This is a genomic window from Sulfitobacter sp. HNIBRBA3233 (assembly GCF_040149665.1).
Lineage (GTDB): Bacteria > Pseudomonadota > Alphaproteobacteria > Rhodobacterales > Rhodobacteraceae > Sulfitobacter > Sulfitobacter marinivivus.
Genome location: NZ_JBEFLP010000001.1, coordinates 2529220 through 2551100, shown reverse-complemented (window position 1 = coordinate 2551100; position 21881 = coordinate 2529220). Strand labels below are relative to the sequence as shown.

The following is a 21881-nucleotide window of genomic DNA, read 5'->3' as shown; positions in this document are numbered from 1 at the left end:
ACGACAAGGGAGCGTACCGATGTCCAGCAACAGCCGTTTCGACAAATCCAGACTGCCCAGCCGCCATGTGACCGAAGGCCCGGCGCGCGCGCCACACCGGTCGTATTACTATGCCATGGGCATGACGGAGGAAGAGATCCACCAGCCGCTCGTCGGCGTGGCGACCTGCTGGAACGAGGCCGCGCCGTGCAACATCGCGCTGAACCGTCAGGCGCAGTCGGTCAAGGTGGGCGTTGCAGCCGAACAGGGCACGCCGCGCGAATTCACCACCATCACCGTCACCGACGGCATCGCCATGGGCCACGAAGGCATGCGGTCGTCGCTGGCCAGCCGCGAGGCGATTGCCGACACGGTCGAGCTGACCATGCGGGGCCACTGCTACGATGCGCTCGTCGGGCTCGCGGGTTGTGACAAATCCCTGCCCGGCATGATGATGGCCATGATCCGGCTGAACGTGCCATCGGTGTTCATGTACGGCGGGTCGATCCTGCCGGGCAAGGCGCCCAAGGGCGCGGATGTGCCGGAAGGCTTCGCCGACCGTGACCTGACGGTGCAGGACATGTTCGAGGCCGTCGGCAATTTCCAGAACGGCACCATGTCGCAAGCCGCGCTCGATGTGCTGGAACGCGTGGCCTGCCCGTCTGCGGGGGCCTGCGGCGGTCAGTTCACCGCCAACACCATGGCCTGCGTTTCCGAAGCGATCGGCCTTGCGCTGCCCAACTCCTCTGGCGCGCCCGCGCCCTACGAGAGCCGCGATGAATACGCCATCGCGTCGGGCAAGGCGGTGATGAACCTGATCGAAAAGAACATCCGCGCCCGCGACATCTGCACCCGCGAAGCCTTCGAGAACGCCGCGCGCATCGTGGCCTGCACGGGCGGCTCTACCAACGCGGGTCTGCACCTGCCCGCCATGGCGCATGAGGCCGGCATCGACTTCTTCCTCGAAGACGTCTGCGAGATCTTCCGCGACACGCCCTATTTCGTCGATATGAAACCGGGCGGTCAGTACGTCGCCAAGGATCTCTACGACGTGGGCGGTGTTCCCGTCGTGATGCGCGAACTGCGCAAGGCGGGCCTGTTGCACACCGACTGCCTGACCGTCACCGGCTATTCCATGGGCGAAGAGCTCGACAAGATCGAGCGCGAGGCGGATGGCAAGGTCATCCACTCGGTCGCCAATCCGATCTCCAAGACCGGCGGCGTTGTCGGCCTGAAGGGCAATCTCGCCCCGGAAGGCGCCATCGTGAAGATCGCGGGCATGGACGAGGACAGCATCGTCTTCACCGGTCCCGCGCTGGTGTTCGAATGCGAACAGGACGCCTTCGAGGCGGTGCAGAACCGCACCTATTCCGAAGGCGATGTCTTCGTCATCCGCAACGAGGGTCCGCGCGGCGGTCCCGGTATGCGCGAGATGCTGGCGACCACGGCGGCGCTGTCCGGGCAGGGCATGGGCAAGAAAGTCGCGCTGATCACCGACGGGCGGTTCTCGGGTGCGACGCGCGGTTTCTGCGTGGGCCACGTCGGGCCGGAGGCTGCGATGGGCGGCCCCATCGCGCTGCTGAAGAACGGCGACATGATCACCATCAACGCGATCACCGGCGCCATCGACGTGGACCTGTCGGACGACGAGCTCGCCAAGCGCCGCGAAGCGTGGACAGGCCCGCGCGAGACCAACTATGCCTCGGGCGCGCTGTGGAAATACGCGCAGCTTGTCGGGCCTACCTATCTCGGTGCCGTGACCCATCCCGGCGCCAAGCACGAGACCCATGACTACATGGATCTCTAGGGTCGGCGCAGCCCTGCTGTGTTGCGCGGGCCTTGCGGCCTGCGAGGGGGTGGACGGATCGGGTGGATTTCTGGACGCGCTGGCCACGTCCGGCGCCACCAAACCCGCCCGCCCCCCACTGACACAGGCGGTGATGATGCGCGGCGGGGTCACGCTGGTGCCGCCGGCGGGGTTTTGCATAGATCCCTACAGCCTGCGGCAGGATTTCGCGCTGATGGCGCGCTGCGACACGCTGGGGGCGAATACCGGCGGCCGTGGCGCTCCGCTGGGCCTGATGACGGCCAGCTTCACCCGCAGCGCGGCGGGCGCAGCGCTGCCCAGCGCCAGCGACTATGCCAAAGCCGCGGGACTGGCCGCGCCCGAACGCCAGCGCGACGCGGCCGATCACACGGTTTTCGCGACCCGCGGCACCCCGCCCACGCCGGAACTGTCGGATCTGCACTGGCGCGCGGTCGCAAGGCTCGGCACCTATACGATGGGTGTCGCGCTATTCGGGGCCGAGGGCAAACGCGCCCTGTCCATCGAGGGCGCGGGCCTTGTGGAAGACCTGATCGCACGGACACGGTCGAAGACCTGAGGCACAGGATCAGGGCGCTTGCGTCACGGGGGACTTCGGTGGCATTCTGCGCCAAAGCACACCCGTTCAGCGGAACGCAAGGAATGTGCGCATAGGGTCCGGCGGCACGCAGCAAGGCATAGGCAGTATGGCGAAACTCGGTGAAAATCTGCTCGACGCGGCATTCTATACCCGCGCGATCGCCAAATGGGCGCGCAACGCGCGTATGGCACGCACCGCGGACCTGTCGTCGCTGCGCCGCCAGCGTCTGCGCGCACGCCAGCTGAAGGCGCATCTGGACCATCTGATCCATATCGCGGACGAACGTCTGGCGCTGCCGCTGACAGGCTCCACCAGCTTTCCCAAGCCACATAACGCCGACTGGGCGTGGCGCCCCGAACTCTGGCGCGGGCCGCTGCCGGTACCGGGGATGAGCTCGGTCCAGACGCGGTCGATGCTGGGCAACGAGGTGACGCTGTTCCACGATTGCGACTTTTCGGAACTGACCCTGCGCCAGCTGCGCAACCTGCGCGAGGAGGATCTTGCGCCCTACGGGCTGCGCATGGACGTGTTCCAGTTCGACGGATCGTTCCTGTCGCTGGTGATCGACCTGCCCGATGAAGGGTTTACCGGTCTCAAACGCACGCATCTGCTGCGCATGGACATGATCATCGAGCTGGAAAAGCCGATCGAGATTTTCGCGCGGCTGAACATCAAGAACGGGCCGAACACCGAACAGATCGTGCGCGAACTCGACCTCGGGGAAGATCAGATCGTGGTTGAATTCGACCTCGCCTATTCCAACCTCAACGAGCGCCGGGTCGAAGGCGCGTGGATCGACCTGATCTTTGAAGGGCCGGAAATGAACGAGGTCACGCTGCGCGACCTTACCTTCTCACGCCGGCCACGGGCCCAGATTTGAGCGAGCGAGCGACACCATGACCGAGATCACGCTGACCAAGACCAAGATGCAGCAGGGCGTCTGGGAGGGGCTGTTGACCGGCACCGGCGGGGCCGTGCCGAAGCTGGCCGTGACGCATCAGGGAAAGGACGTCCCCGACGTGACCCTGAGCGCGACAGGCGCGGGCGACGGTTTCGCCGTGCAGATCCCGATCCCGCGGGAGGCGATTGCCGACGGCATGCACACGGTGCTGATCGCGGATGCCGCCACATCCAGACAGATCGGGTCCATCACCCTGATGGCGGGCGAAGCGCTGGCCGACGACATGCGGGTCGAGATGGACCTGCTGCGCGCGGAACTCGACATGCTCAAGCGCGCATTCCGCAGGCATTGCCTCGAAACCGGCTGAGGGGGCTCCTCGCTACGCTGCGCGCGCTCCTCGCCCGTGTCCGGCTTGGGGCGCTGGTCCGCGCGCTCGAACCGGTGCTGTCATTCCATTCCGCCTGAAACCCCGTGCCTGCCGCCTGACAGGAGGCCATGAAAAAGGGCCGCCCGATACCGGACGGCCCCTGAGTGTATCACCGCTGACGCGCCCTGCTCAGTCCTTCGGACCCAGCGCGGAGAGGCCCTTGAGGATGTCGATGGCGTAGGCCAGCTGGTAATCCTCTTCGCGCAACTGGGCGGTCTTCTCGGCCTTTTCGCGGTCTTCCTCGATCTGTTCGATCTGGTCCTCGCTCAGGCTGTCGTTGTTCAGACTGCCGCGCAGGTCCGCTTCGGAGCGGATCAGGCGGTTGGCGCCTTCTTCCTCGTCCTCGGTCTCGGGGCGGCGGGGCGGCTGCGCCACCACGATGTCAGGCGACACGCCGAGCGCCTGGATCGACCGGCCCGACGGCGTGTAATACCGCGCGGTGGTCAGTCGCATCGCGCCCTGGCTGCGCAGCGGCATCACCGTCTGCACGGACCCCTTGCCAAAGCTCTTGGTGCCGATGACGATGGCGCGGCGGTGGTCCTGCAACGCGCCCGCGACGATTTCGGAGGCCGAGGCAGAGCCGCCGTTGATCAGCACGACGATGGGCTTGCCCTGTGCCAGATCGCCCTCGCGGGCGTTGTAGCGGTCCCCGTCCGCGGCTTCGCGGCCACGGGTGCTCACGATCTCGCCCGCGTCGAGGAACGCGTCGGACACCTTGATCGCCTGCGTCAGCAGACCGCCGGGGTTGTTGCGCAGATCCAGCACGAAGCCGTTGACGTTTTCCATACCGCCCAGCGCCTCGACCCGTTCGGCAAGCTGTTCTTCGAGCTTGGGATAGGTCTGTTCATTGAATGTCGTCAGGCGCAGCACGACCGTTTCGCCTTCGGTGCGCGACCGCACGACCGTCAGCTCGATCGTGTCGCGGATGATCGACACGTCGAACGGCTCCTGCTCGCCCTCGCGCACCACCGTAATCACGATCTCCGACCCCACCGGCCCGCGCATCAGATCCACCGCTTCGTCCAGAACGAGACCCAGCAGGCTTTCGCCGTTCACATGGGTGATGAAATCGCCGGCTTCGATGCCTGCCTCGTCGGCGGGGGTGCCGTCGATGGGCGACACAACCTTGACGAAGCCGTCCTCCTGAGTGACCTCGATGCCCAGACCGCCGAATTCGCCGCGCGTCTGTTCGCGCATCTTTTCGGCATCCTTGGGCGACAGGTAGCTTGAGTGCGGATCGAGCGATGTCAGCATCCCGTCAATCGCGGCCTCGATCAGTTCGGAACTGTCGACCTCCGTAACATACTGGTTGCGGATCCGCTCGAAGATATCGCCGAACAGGTCAAGCTGTTCGTAAACGCTTTCGGTCTTGGCCGCTTCCTGCGCCAGCAGGGGGGCGGCGATCTGGGTCGTGGCGATCACGCCCGCGACAGTGCCGCCCAGTGCGGCCATCAGAAATTTCTTCATCTACTCACCATCCTTGTCGGTTCTGAACCAGGATCCGGGATCCCGTGGAACGTTATCCTGTCTTATTTCCATATAGAGCGTTTCCGAGCGCCGAGCGCCAGTACCCTCACCATCTGTTGACAATTCCCCGCCGACACCGCCATCCGGCCCGCCCATCAACCCGACGGGCGTGCCCGCGGGAATGACCTGCCCCGTCTCGCCATAGACGGTTTCGAGCCCCGCGAAGACAAACAACGTGTCTGCCCGCGGCTCCAGGATGATGACATTGCCAAAGTCCAGCAATGGCCCCTTGTAGCGTATCGTGGCCGCCGTTGGAGATGTGACAATCGCGCGCGGACGCGTGGCGATCAGCAGGCCGGGCCGCGCGACACCCGCGGCGTCGGGCTCGTCCATGCCGCGCAGCACGATTCCCTGAACCGGCAGGGGCAGGCTGCCTGCCTCTGCCTCAATGGCGTTGGGGGTCTCGACGTTGATGTTCTCGGTGCCGACGATCTGCGACAGGCCCGATGCGAACCCCTCCAGCGTTTCGGTCGACGCGATCAGAATCGCCGTGGATACGGGATCCTCGACAAAACGTCTGGGCAGGTCGGTCCGTTCGGCCATCGCCTGGTTCAGCGCGGTGCGCGCCGCCTGCACGGCTGTCAGGCTTTCGCGCAGGCGTTCTTCGGCATCGACCTGAAGCGCGCGCAGGGTCTGCACGTCTTCCAGATCGCGGCGCAGCCGGTCGGCGCGCTGGTTCAGCGCCGGCGTCAGCTCTGCCAGAAGCAGCCCCGCCCGCGCCGTCCCCGTCGGCCCGTCGGGATGCAGAAACGCCGTCGGCGTTCCGCCCTTGCCGATGCTCTGCAGCGCGGAGAGAAGCTGGCCCACCTCGGTATCGCGCGCCGACAGGCGGCGGCTCAGCTGCGCCTCGCGGATCGCCGCCTGCCGCAAGCCGGTGCGCATCGCGGCAAGGCCGGTCTCGAAAGCCTGTATCGTTTCGGTCAACGCCAGCACCCTGTCGCGCGCCCCGTCGGCCGCGTCGAGCCGCGCGATCGCCGCATCCAGAAGCACCCCGGCCGCGCGGGCCTCGGCAGCGGCGTCGCCCTCCTGCGCCAGCCCGGCGCAGGGCACCATGAGCGCGAGGCCGAGGATCGCCGCCCGCAGTTTCATACGATCAGGCTTTCGCCGGTCATCTCCGGCGGTGGTGTGATGCCCATCAGCGCCAGCACCGTCGGCGCCAGATCAGCGAGCCTGCCGCTGCGCAGGCGCGCGCCCTCGGGCCCGCCGACCAGCACGACCGGCACAGGGTTCAGCGTATGCGCCGTATGCGGCCCGCCGGTGTCGGGGTCGATCATCGTTTCGCAGTTGCCGTGATCGGCGGTCACGATCATCGACCCGCCCGCCGCCTCCAGCGCCGCGACGACACGGCCCAGACCGGCATCCACAGCGTGACAGGCAGCCATTGCCGCCTCCAGATCGCCGGTGTGGCCCACCATGTCGGGGTTTGCGTAGTTGACCACGATCAGGTCGTAGCCCGAACCGATGGCTGCAACCAGCTTCGCCGTCACCTCCTCCGCCGACATCTCCGGCTGCAGGTCATAGGTCGCCACATTGGGCGAACGCGGCATATCGCGGTCCTCGCCGGGGGCTGGCTCTTCCTCTCCGCCGTTCAGGAAGAAGGTCACGTGAGGGTATTTTTCGGTCTCGGCCACGCGGAACTGGCGCAGGCCCTGCGCCGCGACCCACGCGCCCAGGGTGTTCGGAATATCGGGCTTGGGATACATCGTCGTCATATAGGCGTCATGGGCGCTCGAATACTGCGCCATGCCCATGACGGCGGCCCAGTCGATGCGCCCGCCCCGGTCGAACCCGTCGAAGGACGGCGCGGCAAGGGCGGCCATGATCTCCCGCGCGCGGTCGGCGCGGAAATTGAGGCAGAAGAAACCGTCGCCGTCACGCGCGCCCGCGTATCCATCAATCACATGGGGCGAAATGAACTCATCCGTGGTGCCCGCCGCATAGGCCGCCCGAACCGCGTCACCCGCGCTGGGGGCCGCTTCGCCGTCGCCGCGCACGATCGCACCATGGGCGCGGGCCACGCGGTCCCAGCGGTTGTCGCGGTCCATGGCAAAATAGCGGCCCGTCACCGTCACGATGCGCGCGCCATCGGGCAGCGCTTGCGCGAGCGCCGCGATATCGTCACCCGCCGCCTGCGGGGCCACGTCGCGTCCGTCGGTCAGCGCGTGGATCACCACCGGCACGCCCGCCGCATCCAGCGCCCGCGCCGCCGCGATCATATGCGAGATATGCCCGTGCACACCGCCCTCGGAGGCCAGCCCCAAAAGATGCGCGGTGCCGCCGGACACCTTCAGCGCGTCGATGAACGCCACCAGCGGCGGGTTGGTCGCGAAACGGTCTTCTTCGATGGCAAGGTCGATCTGTCCGAGGTCCATCGCCACGACGCGACCCGCACCGATATTGGTATGGCCCACCTCCGAATTTCCCATCTGCCCCCGTGGCAGACCCACATCGGGGCCAAATGTCGTCAGCGTGGCGTTCGGGCAGGCCTGCATCAGGCGGTCCATCGTCGGAGTTTCGGCCAGCAGGGGGGCGTTTCCTTTGCGCAGGGAACTCAGTCCCCAGCCATCTAGGATGCACAGGACAACAGGCTTGCGGGGGGCCATGAACGCTCCTTGGGAGGGTGTGACAGGATACCGGCCTTCTAACGCCGTTGGCCGCCGGATTGAACCCATATTTCGGAAGGGCGCAGTCCGCGCGGGCGAAGGTCAAGAAATGAGCCCCAAGAGCGTCCGGTCGCACCGGGAGGGATGCCACGGACCCGACCCGGGACCGCGGGGCGAAATATGCCACACAGCCTGCTCCCGACGAATCGTCGGCAGCGTTACGGTTCGCTTCCGTTTCAGCCCCGCCCTTGGGTACAAAGAAGAGGGAAAAGAAAGGAATCTTTCTATAGATGCTTGGTATGGCGACATGTTGACTCTCCGCCGGCTCCCGATCAACGAAATTTTGAGATTGCCGTGTATTTTCCCCCGGCGGACTCCAGATAATCCGCCAGCGGAGGCCGGTCATACACGATGTGGCGTAGGCGTCAGGCGCGCGATTCGACCTCTGGGGCCGACGGGCGCGAATCACCCCCTGATGCGGATGGCGCAAGCGCGGCTTGCGCTTGCCCTTGCCCGCCCGCCGCACATTGTCCATAACGGCGGGCGATGGCGTGACGCCGGTCCTTTCGTTCAGCCCCGAGGCCCCAGATGACACAAGATGTCCCAGAAACCCGCATCGTTGACAGCTACCGCATCGCCTGCGACGGCAGCGAAGGGGCGCTTGGCCACCCGCGCGTCTGGTACCAGATCCCCGCCGACAAGGGCTGGGTCGAATGCGGCTATTGCGATTGCAAGTTCATTCACCGCGATTTCGAAGGCAAGGTCTGACACCCGCAGGCCTCCGCCCTGTCCCGGACGGCCCCCTGCCCTATATTCCCGCCGGTAGGCGCAGGACGCGTGTCGTCCACCGCTCCTCCGGGACAACCTTCAGGAAGGAACGCACCACATGGCATTCGGCAAAGGGCACCATCTGCACCTGATCGACGGATCGGCCTTCATCTTCCGCGCCTTCCACGCCCTGCCGCCGCTGACCCGCAAATCCGACGGCGCGCCCATCGGCGCGGTCCACGGCTTTTGCAACATGCTCCAGCGCTACGTCGAGGGGAACACCGGTTCGGATGCGCCCACCCATGTCGCGGTGATCTTCGACAAGGGCAGCCATACCTTCCGCAACGAGATGTACGACCAGTACAAGGCCAACCGCGAAGAGATGCCCGAAGACCTGCGCCCGCAGATCCCCCTGACCCGCGAAGCGACAGAGGCGTTCAATATCGCCTGCGAAGAGCTTGAGGGGTATGAGGCCGACGACATCATCGCCACGCTCGCCGTGCAGGCCCGCGAGGCCGGTGGCCGCTGCACCATCATCAGCTCCGACAAGGACCTGATGCAACTCGTGGGCGGCGGCGTCGAGATGCTGGACGCGATGAAGAACACCCGTATCGACCGCGAAGGCGTCCACGAAAAATTCGGCGTCTATCCCGAAAACGTGGTGGACGTGCAGGCGCTCGCCGGGGATTCGGTCGATAACGTGCCCGGTGCGCCGGGTATCGGGATCAAGACGGCGGCGCTGCTCATCAACGAATACGGCGATCTGGAATCGCTGCTCGAGCGGGCCGAAGAGATCAAGCAGCCCAAGCGCCGCCAGACCCTGATCGACCACGCCGAACAGATCCGCCTGTCGCGCAAGCTGGTGCTGCTCGACGACAAGACGCCGATCCAGTTCACCCTCGACGATCTCGAAGTCCGCGACCCCGATCCGGAAAAGCTGCTCGACTTCCTAACCCGGATGGAATTCCGCACCCTGACCAAGCGCATCGCCGACGCGCTGCATGTCGAGGCCCCCGCAATTCCCGAACCCAAGGCCGAAGAGAACGCGCCGGAGATCGAAACCGTCCCCTTCGACAAGGCGACCTATACACAGGTCGGTGACGCCGAGGCGCTGCAAGGCTGGCTCGACCGGATATACGAGCGTGGCTATGTCGCCGTGGACACCGAAACCACCGGCCTCGACGAGATGACCGCCGAGCTTGTGGGCATTTCCCTCTGCGTCGACGCGGGCGAGGCCTGTTACATTCCGCTGACGCACAAGGCGAACCGGGGCGACGATCTCTTCGGGTCAGACGATCTGGCCGAGGGCCAGATGGGGTTTGAGGAAGCGCTGAAGATGCTCACCCCGATGCTGGAGGATCCCGGTATCCTCAAGATCGGGCAGAACATGAAATACGATGCCAAGATCTTCGCGCAGCTCGGCATCACGCTCGCCCCTTTCGACGATACCATGCTGATGTCCTACGCGATGAACGCAGGTCTGCACGGTCACGGGATGGACACGCTGGCGGAGCGTTACCTCGGGCACACCCCGATCCCGATCAAGCCGCTTCTGGGGTCTGGCAAATCCGCGATCACCTTCGACAAGGTGCCGCTGGCCGATGCCGTGCCCTACGCCGCCGAAGACGCCGACATCACCCTGCGCCTGTGGCAGCAGTTCAAACCGCAGCTGCACCGCGAACAGGTCACCCGCGTCTACGAGACGATGGAGCGCCCGCTGGTGCCGGTTCTGGCGCAGATGGAACGCTACGGCGTCAAGGTCGACCGGGACACGCTCAGCCGGATGTCCAACGCCTTCGCCCAGAAAATGGGCGCGCTCGAGGCCGAGATCCACGAACTCGCGGGCCACAGTTTCAACGTCGGCTCGCCCAAGCAGCTGGGCGAGATCCTGTTCGACGAGATGGGGCTCGAAGGCGGCAAGAAGGGCAAGACCGGCGCCTATGCCACCGGTGCGGATGTGCTCGAAGACCTCGCGACAGAGCATGAACTGCCGGCGCGCGTGCTCGACTGGCGGCAGCTCAGCAAGCTCAAGTCCACCTACACGGACGCGCTTCAGGATCACATCAACAAGGACACGGGCCGCGTCCACACGTCCTATTCGATCACCGGTGCGGCGACCGGGCGGCTCGCCTCGACCGATCCGAACCTGCAAAACATCCCGATCCGCACCGAGGAAGGCCGCCGCATCCGCGAAGCCTTCGTCGCCGAAGAGGGCAAGACGCTGGTGGCGCTGGACTACAGCCAGATCGAATTGCGCCTGCTCGCGCATATTGCCGACATCCCCGAGCTGAAACAGGCCTTCGCGGACGGGCTCGACATTCATGCCATGACCGCGTCCGAGATGTTCGGCGTCCCGATGGACGAGATGACACCGGACGTGCGACGCCAGGCCAAGGCGATCAACTTCGGGGTGATCTACGGGATTTCGGGCTTCGGCCTCGCCCGCAACCTGCGCATCCCGCGGGCCGAGGCGCAGGGCTTCATCGACCGCTATTTCGAGCGTTTCCCCGGCATCCGCAAATACATGGACGACACCAAGGAATTCGCCAAGGAACACAAATTCGTCCAGACGCTCTTTGGCCGCAAGATCCACACGCCCGAGATCGCCAGCAAAGGCCCCCGTGCCGGTTTCGCCGCCCGCGCCGCGATCAACGCCCCGATTCAGGGCACCGCCGCCGACGTGATCCGCCGCGCCATGATCCGGATGCCGGATGCCATCGCGGGCATCCCCGCGAAGATGCTGCTTCAGGTCCACGACGAATTGCTGTTCGAAGTCGACAAGGGGGCGGAGGACGATCTGATCGGTGCCGCCCGCACGGTCATGGAAGGCGCCTGCGATCCGGTGGTGAAGCTCGACGTGAAGCTTTCCGTCGACGCGGGCCAGGGCGCGAACTGGGCCGAGGCGCACTGAACCACCCCCTCGTCCGTCCCGCCCGCGCCGCGGCGGACCTTTTGACGCCCCCGCCGCGTTGGTCCCCGTCAACCGCAGGGGTCCCCGATGGAATGGATCAGCCAGAACAGCGACGTCTTGCAGGTGGTGTTGACCGCCCTGTCGGCGGTGGTGTGGCTTGCCTATCTGCAACTGCTCTATCTGGGATATGTGCGCCAGCGGCAGGCCGTCATCATGATCCACCACGGCGCGGCCGAGGATGACCGCGCGCGCCTCATCGTCTCCAACATGGGCGCCGAGCCGATCTATATCATCGCGATACTTGCCCGCCTCACGGTCGACGGCGAGATCTTCAATGCCTCGGTCATCGACCGCGAGGAGCTGTCTTTCGAACATCTCGACACCCCCCTCAAACGCACCAACCAGGGGCCGCTCAAGAGTGGCGAATATCTCGATGCAGGCAGCTTCGGCGATCTGATCTGGCGCGCGCGGCAGCGGCTCGGCCTGTCCGATGACACCACTGCCGACGATATCGAAATCACCGTGGGTGCCGCGTCGGGCCATGCCTCGAAGCTGGTGGTGGCCAAGCGCAAGTTCTCCCGCCAGCGCGGGCAGGACGGCACGATCACCTACGTCCCGACAACGATCCTGACGCGTCAGGTGCGCAGCAACTGGAACCGGCGCAAGGCGCTGCGCGAACTCAACTATGTGTCAGAGGACTGACGACCGGCCACGCCGCGCATCCGGTCAGCGGCCAGACACCCCAATCGCGCCGCCCCGATGCGAGACGTCAGCCGCGAAATGCCGACCGTCCCCGCGACAGGACAGATCGCGCGGGGGGTCAGAAGGCCGCCAGCCACCCCAATGTTTTGTCCGTCGGGCCGCCCGGCGTATATTCCGCCGAAACCCAGCGATCATATCCGCTGTCGCGCAGGGCCGCGAATACGGCGTCGAAATCGACGCCACCGGTGCCGGGGGCGCTGCGGTCGGGGCTGTCGCCGATCTGCACATGCGCCACGATGTCGCGATACTCGGCCAGCACCGCCACCGCATCACCGTGGATCATCTGCGCGTGGAAGGTATCGTATTGCAGCGCCACGTTGGGCGCGTCCACGGCGGCGATGATCTCTGCCGCCAGGGCGTAGTCGTTCATGAAGTATCCGGGCTGCGCCTGCGGGCACAGCGGCTCCAGCGTCAGCGTCACACCGCGCGGGGCGGCCCGCGCCGCGCGGCGCAGGTTTTCGGTCATCGTCTCGCGCGCCCCGGCCCCGGTGCCCGGCCCCGACATGACGTGGATCATCCCCGCCCCCAGCGCCTGCGCGTAGCGGAAGGCGCGGCGCATGTCATGATCGAACCGCGCCTCCAGACCGGCCACAGCCGCAAACCCGCGTTCGCCGCCGGTATAGTTCGGCGGTGGCGCGTTGATCAGGATCATCTCCAGCCCGCCACGGCCCAGCGCCTGCTGGATATCCTTCGCGGGCACATCGTAGGGAAACAGGACCTCGACCGCTGCGAAACCTGCATCGGCGGCGGCCTCGAACCGGTCGAGAAATGGAAGCTCGGGCCAGAGATGGCTCAGATTCGCCGCTGGTTTCATTCGCCCCGCTTTGCCAAAAATTAACGCAATATTAATGGGTTACCCACGGGTAACCGTCACCCTTCGGGCAGGTCCTTGGACGGGATGATGGCAAAGAAAACGCCGCCCGACCAGACGCCAAACCATCCGTCGTGATGAACGCCAAGTTCGACCAGCCGGTAAAAGCTTTTGCGGTCGATCCGCGCCTCCAGATTGCGCCGCACCAGAACATAGGGCGACGGCTCGTCGCTGTCGGGGTCACGCTCCACCCGGATCGGTGCATCGGCTCCCGCTTCGGTCACGTCGTCGAGGTTGGTCACGAAGGTCAGAAGCTGGTCGGACCCGCTGCCCGTCGCCTCGAAATCGACGGCGATGAAGGGCACGTCCTCCACCCTGATCCCGACTTTCTCCACCGGGGTGACGAGAAAGTACTTCTCCCCTTCGCGGATCAGAATCGTCGAGAACAGCTTGACCAGTTTCTTGCGGTTGATCTGCGATCCCTCGTGCCACCATGTGCCATCGGCACGGATCTCCATGTCAATGTCGCCCGAAAACGGCGGATCCCATTTCTCGACCGGCGGCAATCCGCGTGTGTTTGCCGCTTTAATAGACGCGACAAGGCTGTCGGGCGAAGGTGTCACGGGATTTTGTCCACTCATTGCTTTTGCCATTCCCTCATTCAGCGATACATTGCTTTACAGATATAACCCCCGAGCCGGAGAAGTCATGACCCAGCAAGACACCACAGCAACGGACGACATGGTCGCACAGATCGAATCTCTGGGCGAAAAGCTGGGCGAGGCACGCAAATCCATCAACTCCCGCTTCATCGGGCAGGAACGCGTTGTCGAACTGACGCTGACGGCACTTTTGTGCGGCGGTCACGGTCTGCTGATCGGTCTGCCCGGTCTGGGCAAGACGCGTCTGGTGGAAACGCTTTCGACGGTCATGGGCCTCGATGGCAAGCGGGTGCAGTTCACGCCCGACCTGATGCCCGCCGACATTCTGGGGTCCGAAGTGCTGGACACGGCCGCCGACGGCACCCGGGCCTTCCGCTTCATCGAGGGGCCGATCTTCTGCCAGCTTCTGATGGCGGACGAGATCAACCGCGCCTCGCCGCGCACCCAGTCCGCGCTGCTGCAGGCGATGCAGGAAAAGACCGTCACGGTCGCGGGCGAGAACCGCGCGCTCGGCATGCCGTTCCACGTTCTGGCCACGCAAAACCCGATCGAACAAGAAGGGACCTATCCCCTGCCAGAGGCGCAGCTGGACCGCTTCCTCGTACAGATCGACGTGGCCTATCCCGACCGCGACACCGAACGCGACATCCTGATCGCCACCACCGGCGAGGCCGAGGCGCAGTCGGTGCAGGTCTTTACCGCCGGAGAGCTGATCGACGCCCAGCGCCTGCTGCGCCGGATGCCGGTCGGCGAAAGCGTCGTGGAAATGATCCTCGATCTGGTGCGGGCCTTCCGCCCGGAAGAAGAGGGTGCGAGCGCCCGTGTCCGCGAAACCGTCGCATGGGGCCCCGGCCCGCGTGCCGCACAGGCGCTGATGCTGGCCGTGCGTGCGCGTGCGCTTCTGCAGGGGCGTCTGGCCCCCTCGGCCGAGGACGTGATCGATATGGCCCGTCCGGTTCTGACGCATCGTATGGCGCTGAACTTTGCCGCCCGCGCCCGCGGCGACAGCCTGCTCGACCTGATCGAGGAAACCGCGCAAACCCTTGCCTCGCCGAAAGCCGCCGTCGCGTGAACGATCCTGTCACCCTGCGCGCCACCTCCGAGGACGAGGCCGCCCGCCTGCCCGCGCTTCTGGCCCGGGCAGAGCATCTGGCGGGCACCGTTCTGCTGGGCGCGCACGGCCGCCGCAGGGCGGGCACGGGTGACGATTTCTGGCAGTACCGCCCGGCCCAGATCGGCGACAGCCGGCGCGCCATCGACCACCGCAGGTCCGCCATGGGCGATGTGGAATACGTGCGCCAGCGCGAATGGCAGATTGCCCAGTCGGTGATGATGTGGGTCGATCAGGGCGCGTCGATGCGCTTTGCCTCCGGCGACGGGCTGCCGCAAAAGATCGACCGCGCGCGGGTGCTGGGCCTTGCCCTCGCCATCCTGCTGGAACGCGGCGGCGAGCGGGTGGGCCTGACCGGCACCTCCCTTCCGCCGCGCGCGGGGCGGGCGCAGATTCTGTCGCTGGCCGAAATGTTCTGCCGCGACAGCGAGGCCGATTACGCCCCGCCCGAACACCGCGCCATGATCCCGCAGGCGCGCGCGGTCTTCATCTCCGATTTCATGGGCGATCTGACCGGCGTGCGCACGGCGCTGACCAAGGCTGCCGATCGCGGTGTGCGCGGCGTTTTGTGCCACGTTCTGGATCCCTCGGAAGAGGCATTTCCCTTCACCGGACGCACCATCTTCGAAAGCGTTGGCGGCACGCTCAGCCATGAAACCCTCAAGGCCAATGACCTCAAGGACCGCTATCTTGAGCGTCTTGCCGAACGCAAGGCCGAGCTTGCCGCGCTCTGCCAGCTGACCGGCTGGCACTACGGCGTGCACCACACGGACACTACGGCGCAGGCCGGTCTGCTGTGGCTTTACGCTGCCCTCGATGCGCGGGCCGGGGTGGCGGCGTGACCGTTCTGGGGGGCATAGGCTTTACCGCGCCGTGGCTGTTGCTGGCGCTTGCCGCCCTGCCGATCCTGTGGCTGGTGCTGCGCGCCGTGCCGCCCGCACCGATACGCCGCCGCTTTCCCGGCGTGGCGCTGCTGCTGGGCCTGCGCGACGACGAATCCGTATCGGACCGCACGCCGTGGTGGCTGTTGTTGCTGCGCATGCTTGCGGTTGCCGCGATCATTCTGGGCCTCGCCGGTCCCGTCCTCAACCCCGAGACCGAACAGGCCGAAGGGGACGGCCCGCTTCTGTTCGTGCTCGACGGTTCCTGGGCCGGCGCCACCCGCTGGCCCCAGCAACAGGAGGCCATCGACGCCCAGCTGACCCGTGCCAGCCGTCAGGGCCGCACGGTCGGGTTCCTGACCCTCACCCGCCCCGAAGCGCCGGTGTTCCAGTCCGCGGATGCATGGCGCAACCGCCTTGCCGGTCTGTCGCCCGCGCCGTGGCAACCGAGCGAAGCGATGATTGCACGGGCGCAGGACGCGCTGGCAGAGGTCGGCGATTTCGACACGCTGTGGTTCAGCGACTCGCTGGCCTACGAGGGGCGCGATACGCTGCTTGCCACGCTCGAGGATCGCGGCACGGTCGAGGCCTACCAGACCGCGTTCAACGTGCTGGGCATGGCGCCTGCGACCTACGCCGATGGCGCGGTACAACTGCGCGCGCTGCGGGCCGCACCCGGCCCCGCGCGTGATATCACGATACAGGCCGTGGGCCGCGATCCGGCGGGCAACGGTCGTATCCTTGCCACAGCGACCGCTCCCTTCGCGGAGGGCGCGACCGAGGCCGAGGCCGCACTTGTCCTGCCGTCCGAACTGCGCGCGCGGATCACCCGTTTCGACATCGCCGGACAGCGTTCCGCCGGGGCCAGCACGCTGACCGATGACGGGCTCAGACGCCGCGAGGTCGCGCTGATCTCGGCCCGCGAGAACCGCGAGGGGCTGGAGCTGCTGTCGCCGCTGCATTACATCGAACAGGCTCTTGCGCCGACTGCCGATCTGATCGACGGATCGCTCAGCGATGTGCTGCCCGCGAACCCCGATGTGATCGTGCTGGCCGATGTCGCCACATTGGCCGAAGCCGAGGCCGCCCCCCTGACCGAATGGATCGAAGGCGGCGGGATGCTGGTGCGCTTCGCCGGGCCGCGCATCGCTGCGAGTGACGTCAGCCGCATCGACGAGGATCCGCTGATGCCCGTCCGCCTGCGCGCCGGAGGCCGCAGCGTCGGGGGCGCGATGAGCTGGGGTGAGCCAAAGGCCCTGTCCGCGTTTTCCAACGGCTCGCCCTTCTTCGGCCTGTCGGTGCCGGAGGACGTAACCGTCACCGCGCAGGTGGTCGCGCAACCCGATCCGACCCTTGCCGAACGGGTCATCGCCTCGCTCAGCGACGGCACGCCGCTGGTCACCCGCAAATATGTCGGTCAGGGGCAGATCGTGCTGTTCCACGTGACGGCAACGGCGGAATGGTCGACCCTGCCGCTGTCGGGTCTGTTCGTGGAAATGATGGAGCGTCTGGCGGTTTCGTCCTCTGCCGCGACGGCGGATGTCGAGACTCTGGCAGGCAGCACATGGATCCCGCAGCGCACGCTCGACGGGTTCGGCACGCTGTCCGACGCCGGCACCCTGCCCGGTGTCGACGGGGCGGCGCTGCTCACCGATCCGACGGGCCCCGACCTGCCTCCGGGTCTTTACGCGTCGGGCGACCAGCGGCTGGCGCGCAACGTGCTGACCGCCGATGCGACGCTTGAGCCGGTGGCCTGGCCGTCACGGATACCGGTGCGCGGCCTTGCGGTCGCACCGGAACAGCCCGTCGCGGGGTGGCTGCTGAGCCTCGCGCTGCTGGTGCTGCTGGCCGATGTCGTGGCGTCACTGTCGCTGTCGGGCCGGCTTCTGCGGCGCAGCAACCGCGCTGCCGCGGCCCTTGTGGCGCTCGCGCTGGTGCAGGGCGTTCCCGCCGAGGCACAAGCGCAGGCGCAAGCCGGCGCGCAGGACGAGGCCTTTGCGCTGGCGGCGACCACCGAACTGGTGCTGGCCCATGTGCTGACCGGCGACGCGCAGGTCGACGAGATCGCCCGCGCCGGTCTGACCGGTCTCAGCGACACGCTTTTCTTCAGGACGTCGGTCGAACCTACCAACCCGATGGGTGTCGATCTCGAAACCGACGAACTGTCCTTCTTCCCGATCCTCTATTGGCCGATCACCCCCAGCCAGCCGACCCCCTCCGCCGAAGCCTATGCGCGGCTCAACGACTATCTGCGGTCCGGCGGGCTGATCCTCTTCGACACCCGCGATGCGGATATCGCCAGCTTCGGCGCCTCCAGCCCGAACGGTCGCAAGCTGCAAGAGCTGGCAGCGCCGCTCGATATTCCCGCTCTGGAACCTGTCCCTGAGGACCATGTCCTGACGCGCACCTTCTATCTGCTTCAGGATTTTCCGGGCCGCCACATCAGCCGCGATGTCTGGGTCGAAGCCTCCGATCCGAATGCCGAACAGATCGAGGGCATGCCCTTCCGCGATCTCAATGACGGGGTGACCCCCGTGGTGATCGGCGGCAACGACTGGGCGGCGGCATGGGCGGTCAACAGCGGCGGCGGGCCCCTGCTGCCCGTGGGCCGCGGCTTCTCCGGCGAACGCCAGCGCGAGATCGCCTACCGCTTCGGCGTCAACCTCGTCATGCACGTGCTGACGGGTAACTACAAATCCGATCAGGTTCACGTGCCTGCGCTACTCGACAGGCTGGGACAATGACCTCGACCATCGTTTTCGACCCGCTCGTGCCCTGGCCGCTTCTGGTGGCGGTGGCCATCGTCGCGCTCTTGGGTGTGCTGCTGGCGGTCATGCGGGGCCTCAAGGGCTGGGGCCTGCGCGGACTGGCGGCACTGGTGGTGCTGGCCGCGATCGCGGGCCCGTCGTTCCAGCGCGAAGACCGCGCGCCGCTGTCCGATATCGTGCTCATGCTCGAAGACGAAAGCGCGAGCCAGCGGCTCGGCCAGCGGGAAGCCCAGACCCTGACCGCCGCCGACACGCTGGCCGCCGAAATCGCCGCCCGGCCCAATACCGAATTGCGCCGCATCACCGTGCCCGACGGTCAGGGCGATGCCGGTACCGAACTGATGACCGCGCTCTCGACCGCCCTTGCCGAAGAGCCGCGCGCGCGGGTGGCGGGGGTTCTCGCGCTCACCGACGGGCGCGTCCATGACGCCGATCTGCCCGTCGACCTGCCCGCACCTTTCCACGTTCTTCTCAGCGGCGAGCAGACCGATTGGGACCGCCGCCTCAGCGTTCTGGGCGCCCCGGCCTTTGCCATCATCGGAGAGCCCGTGGTGCTGACCCTGCGCATCGACGATCTGGGCGCGGCCCCGGCCGGGGCCGAACTGGCCGCACTCGATATCTCGATCGACGGGGACGAACCACAGCGGTTCCAGGTGCCCATCGGCGAGGATCTGGAACTGCCGGTCACCCTGCCCCACGGGGGCCGCAACGTGATCCGCTTTTCCCTGCCCGAGGCCGAGGGCGAGCTGACCGACCGCAACAACAGCGCGATCATCCAGATGAACGGCGTGCGCGACCGCCTGCGCGTGCTGCTGGTCAGCGGAGAGCCGCATGCGGGCGGGCGCACGTGGCGCAACCTTCTGAAATCCGACAGCTCGGTCGATCTGGTGCATTTCACCATCCTGCGCCCGCCGGAAAAGCAGGACGGCGTTCCGGTGTCCGAACTGTCGCTGATCGCCTTTCCGACCCGCGAACTCTTCATGGAGAAGATCGACGATTTCGACCTGATCATCTTTGACCGCTACAAAAGGCGCGGCATCCTTCCGTCGCTCTATCTGGAAAACATCGCGCAATACGTCCGCGCGGGGGGCGCGGTATTGGTATCGGCGGGCCCGGATTTCGCCAGCGCCGACAGCCTGTTCCGCACGCCCTTGGGCACGGTTCTGCCCGCCAGCCCCACGGCCCGCGTTCTGGAGGAAGCGTACCTGCCGGTCGTGTCCGACCTTGGCGCGCGCCACCCCGTCACCTCCGGCCTGCCCGGTAACGGCGACTGGGGCCGCTGGCTGCGCCAGATCGACGTGAACCAGACCTCGGGCGACGCAGTGATGACGGGCATCGACGATCGCCCGCTGCTGGTCCTTGACCGGGTCGAGGAAGGGCGCGTGGCGCTTTTGGCCTCGGACCATGCGTGGCTGTGGAACCGCGGCTACGAGGGCGGCGGCCCGCAACTGGAACTGCTGCGCCGTCTGGCCCACTGGATGATGGGGGAGCCGGAGCTCGAAGAAGAAGCCCTGACCGCCACCGCCGAAGGCCAGACCATGCGCATCCAGCGCCGCACGCTGGACGAAGAAGTCCCGCCGCTGACCATCACCGGCCCCGATGGCGAGACGGTCGAGCTTGACCTTGCGCCAACGGCCCCCGGCCGGTTCGAGACGGTGTTTACCGGTCCTGAAATCGGGCTCTACCGGCTGGAAAACGGCGATCAGGTCAGCGTGATCGGCCTTGGCCCCGCAGCGCCGCGCGAATTCGTTGAGACCATCGCAAGCGCCGAGGTTCTGGAGCCGCAGGTCGCGGCGCTGCGCGGCGGGGTCCACCGGATCGAGGACGGTTTGCCGCGCCTGCGCGACGTGCGCGCGGGCCGCCCCGCATCGGGGCGCGGCTGGATCGGCCTGACCCCGCGCAACGCCTACGAGACGCTGGATGTGCGCCAGACACCGATCCTGCCGGGCTGGCTGGTTCTGCTGCTGAGCGCGGGCCTGATCACCGCTGCGTGGTTGCGCGAAGGCCGCCGGTGAGCGCCCCGGACATCCGGAGACTGACCAATGCGGATTTCGACGATGCCCTCGCGCTCTACCGGGCGCTGACCCGTGATCCGGTTCCCGTCAGTGCCGCACCCCGGGATTTCGCCGCTGTGCTGGCCCATCCCGGCACGGCCATTTTCGGAGCCGAGGTCGACGGCCGCATCCGCTCGATGCTGACCGCGCATCTTTTGCCCAACATGACCTCGGGCGGGAGGGCCTACGGATTGATTGAAAACGTCGTGACCGACCCCGGGTTTCAGCGGCGCGGGCTGGGCCGGATGACGCTGCGCGCGGCCATCGATCACGCGCGCGGCGCGGGTGCCTACAAGCTCATGCTGTTGACCGGGACCGCGAGGGGCGCGCGCGGGTTTTACGAAAAGCTCGGATTTTCGGACGCGGAAAAGCACGGCATGGTCCTGCGCTTCTAAAGCAGTGCAGCGGCCCAGACCGGCAACAACATGAGCGACAGCCCCACCTGCCACGTCAGCACATCCGCGTAGAGGTCCGCATCCCCGCCCATCTGTTTTGCGACGATATACCCGTTCGACGCGGCAGGGGCAGAGAACACCAGCACCCCCGCGAACAGCTGAACAGCGGGCAGGCCGACAGCCGATCCGACCACCACGAACAATGCGGGTGTGATCAGCGGGCGCAGTATCGCACCGGCGATGACGCGGGCATCAGCCCGCGCAAGGCGGCGCAGGCTGATGCCCCCGCCTACGGCGAGCAGCCCCACCGCCAGCGCCCCGCGACCGATCATTTCAAGCGTGTCCTCTACCGGTGCGGGCAAGGATACATCCAAGAGGTTCAGCGCGAGGCCAATGGCACAGGCCTGCACCAGCGGATTGCGCGCCACGGCCCCGAAAATCCGCCTGACACTGGCGCGCGCCGGGCCGAAACTGGCCAGAACGACAATGCAGATGATGTTGATCAGCGGGATCAGCACTGCGATGGCGACCGCCAGCAAGGCGATGCCGCCGGTCAGGAACTGCTCTGACGCGGCAAGCGCCACGAAAACGTTCCAGCGCATGGTTGTCTGGAAGAGCGTCGTGAAGGACGGGTTCGACAAACGGTGATGGGGCAACAGCCGCAGTGCCAGCGTGCCCACGGCAACCAGCGCCAGTGTAATCAACAGCGTCGCGCCGAAGCCCCCGAACCGCGCGACCGACAGATCCGATGTCGCGATGGCGAGGATCAGCGTGGCCGGAATGAGAACACGGAAAGACAGCGTCTCGATCGCGGCCCAACTGCCGCGGGGGATCGTGCCGGTCTTGGCCAGCGCATAGCCCGCGACGACCACGAGCACGAGGGGCAGGACAGAGAGGAGGAATTCCATGGCGCAGG

18 protein-coding genes are annotated in these 21881 nt (G+C 66.5%); 12 read left to right on the top strand and 6 right to left on the bottom strand.

Features of this window, described 5'->3' with window-relative positions; genetic code table 11:
* Window positions 1-19 precede the first annotated feature (19 nt).
* From ilvD to ABMC89_RS12445, 4 genes are all read left to right on the top strand, one after another.
* Complete coding sequence (gene ilvD / locus ABMC89_RS12460; RefSeq protein ID WP_349568251.1) at window positions 20-1786, top strand: dihydroxy-acid dehydratase; 1767 nt, start codon at window positions 20-22, stop codon at window positions 1784-1786.
* On the top strand, window positions 1767-2363 hold the full coding sequence (locus ABMC89_RS12455; protein ID WP_349568250.1) for a hypothetical protein: 597 nt from the start codon (window positions 1767-1769) through the stop codon (window positions 2361-2363). The genes ilvD and ABMC89_RS12455 overlap by 20 nt, the downstream gene beginning before the upstream one ends.
* 127 nt (window positions 2364-2490) lie before the next feature.
* Window positions 2491-3264, top strand: coding sequence for a DUF6478 family protein (locus tag ABMC89_RS12450; protein ID WP_349568249.1), 774 nt, complete (start codon window positions 2491-2493; stop codon window positions 3262-3264).
* Between the two features lie 16 nt (window positions 3265-3280).
* Window positions 3281-3652, top strand: coding sequence for a hypothetical protein (locus tag ABMC89_RS12445; protein ID WP_349568248.1), 372 nt, complete (start codon window positions 3281-3283; stop codon window positions 3650-3652).
* A 189-nt stretch (window positions 3653-3841) separates the two neighbouring features.
* On the opposite strand, the gene ABMC89_RS12440 is transcribed toward ABMC89_RS12445, so the two are convergent.
* Genes ABMC89_RS12440 through gpmI form a run of 3 tightly spaced genes read right to left on the bottom strand, consistent with a single transcriptional unit; the run spans window position 3842 to window position 7842 of the window.
* Entirely contained in the window at window positions 3842-5179 is a 1338-nt protein-coding gene (locus tag ABMC89_RS12440; RefSeq protein ID WP_349568247.1) for a S41 family peptidase, read from the bottom strand.
* Window positions 5180-6328, bottom strand: coding sequence for a murein hydrolase activator EnvC family protein (locus ABMC89_RS12435; protein ID WP_349568246.1), 1149 nt, complete (start codon window positions 6326-6328; stop codon window positions 5180-5182).
* A complete protein-coding gene (gene gpmI / locus ABMC89_RS12430; RefSeq protein WP_349568245.1) occupies window positions 6325-7842 on the bottom strand; it encodes a 2,3-bisphosphoglycerate-independent phosphoglycerate mutase in 1518 nt (505 codons plus the stop codon). Before gpmI ends, ABMC89_RS12435 begins: the two co-directional genes overlap by 4 nt.
* 588 nt (window positions 7843-8430) lie before the next feature.
* Here gpmI and ABMC89_RS12425 point away from each other — a divergent pair.
* From ABMC89_RS12425 to ABMC89_RS12415, 3 genes are all read left to right on the top strand, one after another.
* Entirely contained in the window at window positions 8431-8610 is a 180-nt protein-coding gene (locus ABMC89_RS12425; protein WP_349568244.1) for a zinc-finger domain-containing protein, read from the top strand.
* Between the two features lie 118 nt (window positions 8611-8728).
* Window positions 8729-11521: a DNA polymerase I gene (gene polA / locus ABMC89_RS12420; protein ID WP_349568243.1), complete on the top strand. Its 2793-nt coding sequence runs from the start codon at window positions 8729-8731 to the stop codon at window positions 11519-11521.
* Between the two features lie 87 nt (window positions 11522-11608).
* A complete protein-coding gene (locus ABMC89_RS12415) occupies window positions 11609-12223 on the top strand; it encodes a hypothetical protein (RefSeq protein ID WP_349568242.1) in 615 nt (204 codons plus the stop codon).
* Window positions 12224-12341: 118 nt separating this feature from the next.
* On the opposite strand, the gene ABMC89_RS12410 is transcribed toward ABMC89_RS12415, so the two are convergent.
* Both ABMC89_RS12410 and ABMC89_RS12405 read right to left on the bottom strand, forming a co-directional pair.
* Window positions 12342-13097, bottom strand: a complete 756-nt coding sequence (locus ABMC89_RS12410; protein ID WP_349568241.1) for a hydroxypyruvate isomerase family protein — start codon at window positions 13095-13097, stop codon at window positions 12342-12344.
* A 56-nt stretch (window positions 13098-13153) separates the two neighbouring features.
* Window positions 13154-13735: a DUF1285 domain-containing protein gene (locus ABMC89_RS12405; RefSeq protein WP_349568240.1), complete on the bottom strand. Its 582-nt coding sequence runs from the start codon at window positions 13733-13735 to the stop codon at window positions 13154-13156.
* 67 nt (window positions 13736-13802) lie between these two features.
* Here ABMC89_RS12405 and ABMC89_RS12400 point away from each other — a divergent pair, with 67 nt between their 5' ends.
* Genes ABMC89_RS12400 through ABMC89_RS12380 form a run of 5 tightly spaced genes read left to right on the top strand, consistent with a single transcriptional unit; the run spans window position 13803 to window position 20965 of the window.
* Window positions 13803-14828, top strand: coding sequence for an AAA family ATPase (locus tag ABMC89_RS12400; RefSeq protein WP_349568239.1), 1026 nt, complete (start codon window positions 13803-13805; stop codon window positions 14826-14828).
* Window positions 14825-15709 (top strand): DUF58 domain-containing protein, encoded by an 885-nt coding sequence (locus ABMC89_RS12395; protein WP_349568238.1) that lies wholly within the window; start codon window positions 14825-14827, stop codon window positions 15707-15709. The genes ABMC89_RS12400 and ABMC89_RS12395 overlap by 4 nt, the downstream gene beginning before the upstream one ends.
* On the top strand, window positions 15706-18492 hold the full coding sequence (locus tag ABMC89_RS12390) for a DUF4159 domain-containing protein (protein WP_349568237.1): 2787 nt from the start codon (window positions 15706-15708) through the stop codon (window positions 18490-18492). Before ABMC89_RS12395 ends, ABMC89_RS12390 begins: the two co-directional genes overlap by 4 nt.
* A complete protein-coding gene (locus ABMC89_RS12385) occupies window positions 18489-20531 on the top strand; it encodes a hypothetical protein (protein WP_349568236.1) in 2043 nt (680 codons plus the stop codon). Before ABMC89_RS12390 ends, ABMC89_RS12385 begins: the two co-directional genes overlap by 4 nt.
* Complete coding sequence (locus ABMC89_RS12380) at window positions 20528-20965, top strand: GNAT family N-acetyltransferase (protein WP_349568235.1); 438 nt, start codon at window positions 20528-20530, stop codon at window positions 20963-20965. The genes ABMC89_RS12385 and ABMC89_RS12380 overlap by 4 nt, the downstream gene beginning before the upstream one ends.
* Here the strand turns inward: ABMC89_RS12380 and ABMC89_RS12375 are convergent.
* Window positions 20962-21873, bottom strand: a complete 912-nt coding sequence (locus tag ABMC89_RS12375; protein WP_349568234.1) for an AEC family transporter — start codon at window positions 21871-21873, stop codon at window positions 20962-20964. The two genes, ABMC89_RS12380 and ABMC89_RS12375, sit on opposite strands and share 4 nt — an antisense overlap.
* Between the last annotated feature and the right edge of the window lie 8 nt (window positions 21874-21881).

Coding starts and splice junctions, on each gene's coding strand:
- ilvD (WP_349568251.1), top strand. CDS start 20: ATGTCCAGCAACAGCCGTTTCGACAAATCCAGACTGCCCAGCCGCCAT.
- ABMC89_RS12455 (WP_349568250.1), top strand. CDS start 1,767: ATGACTACATGGATCTCTAGGGTCGGCGCAGCCCTGCTGTGTTGCGCG.
- ABMC89_RS12450 (WP_349568249.1), top strand. CDS start 2,491: ATGGCGAAACTCGGTGAAAATCTGCTCGACGCGGCATTCTATACCCGC.
- ABMC89_RS12445 (WP_349568248.1), top strand. CDS start 3,281: ATGACCGAGATCACGCTGACCAAGACCAAGATGCAGCAGGGCGTCTGG.
- ABMC89_RS12440 (WP_349568247.1), bottom strand. CDS start 5,179: ATGAAGAAATTTCTGATGGCCGCACTGGGCGGCACTGTCGCGGGCGTG.
- ABMC89_RS12435 (WP_349568246.1), bottom strand. CDS start 6,328: ATGAAACTGCGGGCGGCGATCCTCGGCCTCGCGCTCATGGTGCCCTGC.
- gpmI (WP_349568245.1), bottom strand. CDS start 7,842: ATGGCCCCCCGCAAGCCTGTTGTCCTGTGCATCCTAGATGGCTGGGGA.
- ABMC89_RS12425 (WP_349568244.1), top strand. CDS start 8,431: ATGACACAAGATGTCCCAGAAACCCGCATCGTTGACAGCTACCGCATC.
- polA (WP_349568243.1), top strand. CDS start 8,729: ATGGCATTCGGCAAAGGGCACCATCTGCACCTGATCGACGGATCGGCC.
- ABMC89_RS12415 (WP_349568242.1), top strand. CDS start 11,609: ATGGAATGGATCAGCCAGAACAGCGACGTCTTGCAGGTGGTGTTGACC.
- ABMC89_RS12410 (WP_349568241.1), bottom strand. CDS start 13,097: ATGAAACCAGCGGCGAATCTGAGCCATCTCTGGCCCGAGCTTCCATTT.
- ABMC89_RS12405 (WP_349568240.1), bottom strand. CDS start 13,735: ATGAGTGGACAAAATCCCGTGACACCTTCGCCCGACAGCCTTGTCGCG.
- ABMC89_RS12400 (WP_349568239.1), top strand. CDS start 13,803: ATGACCCAGCAAGACACCACAGCAACGGACGACATGGTCGCACAGATC.
- ABMC89_RS12385 (WP_349568236.1), top strand. CDS start 18,489: ATGACCTCGACCATCGTTTTCGACCCGCTCGTGCCCTGGCCGCTTCTG.
- ABMC89_RS12375 (WP_349568234.1), bottom strand. CDS start 21,873: ATGGAATTCCTCCTCTCTGTCCTGCCCCTCGTGCTCGTGGTCGTCGCG.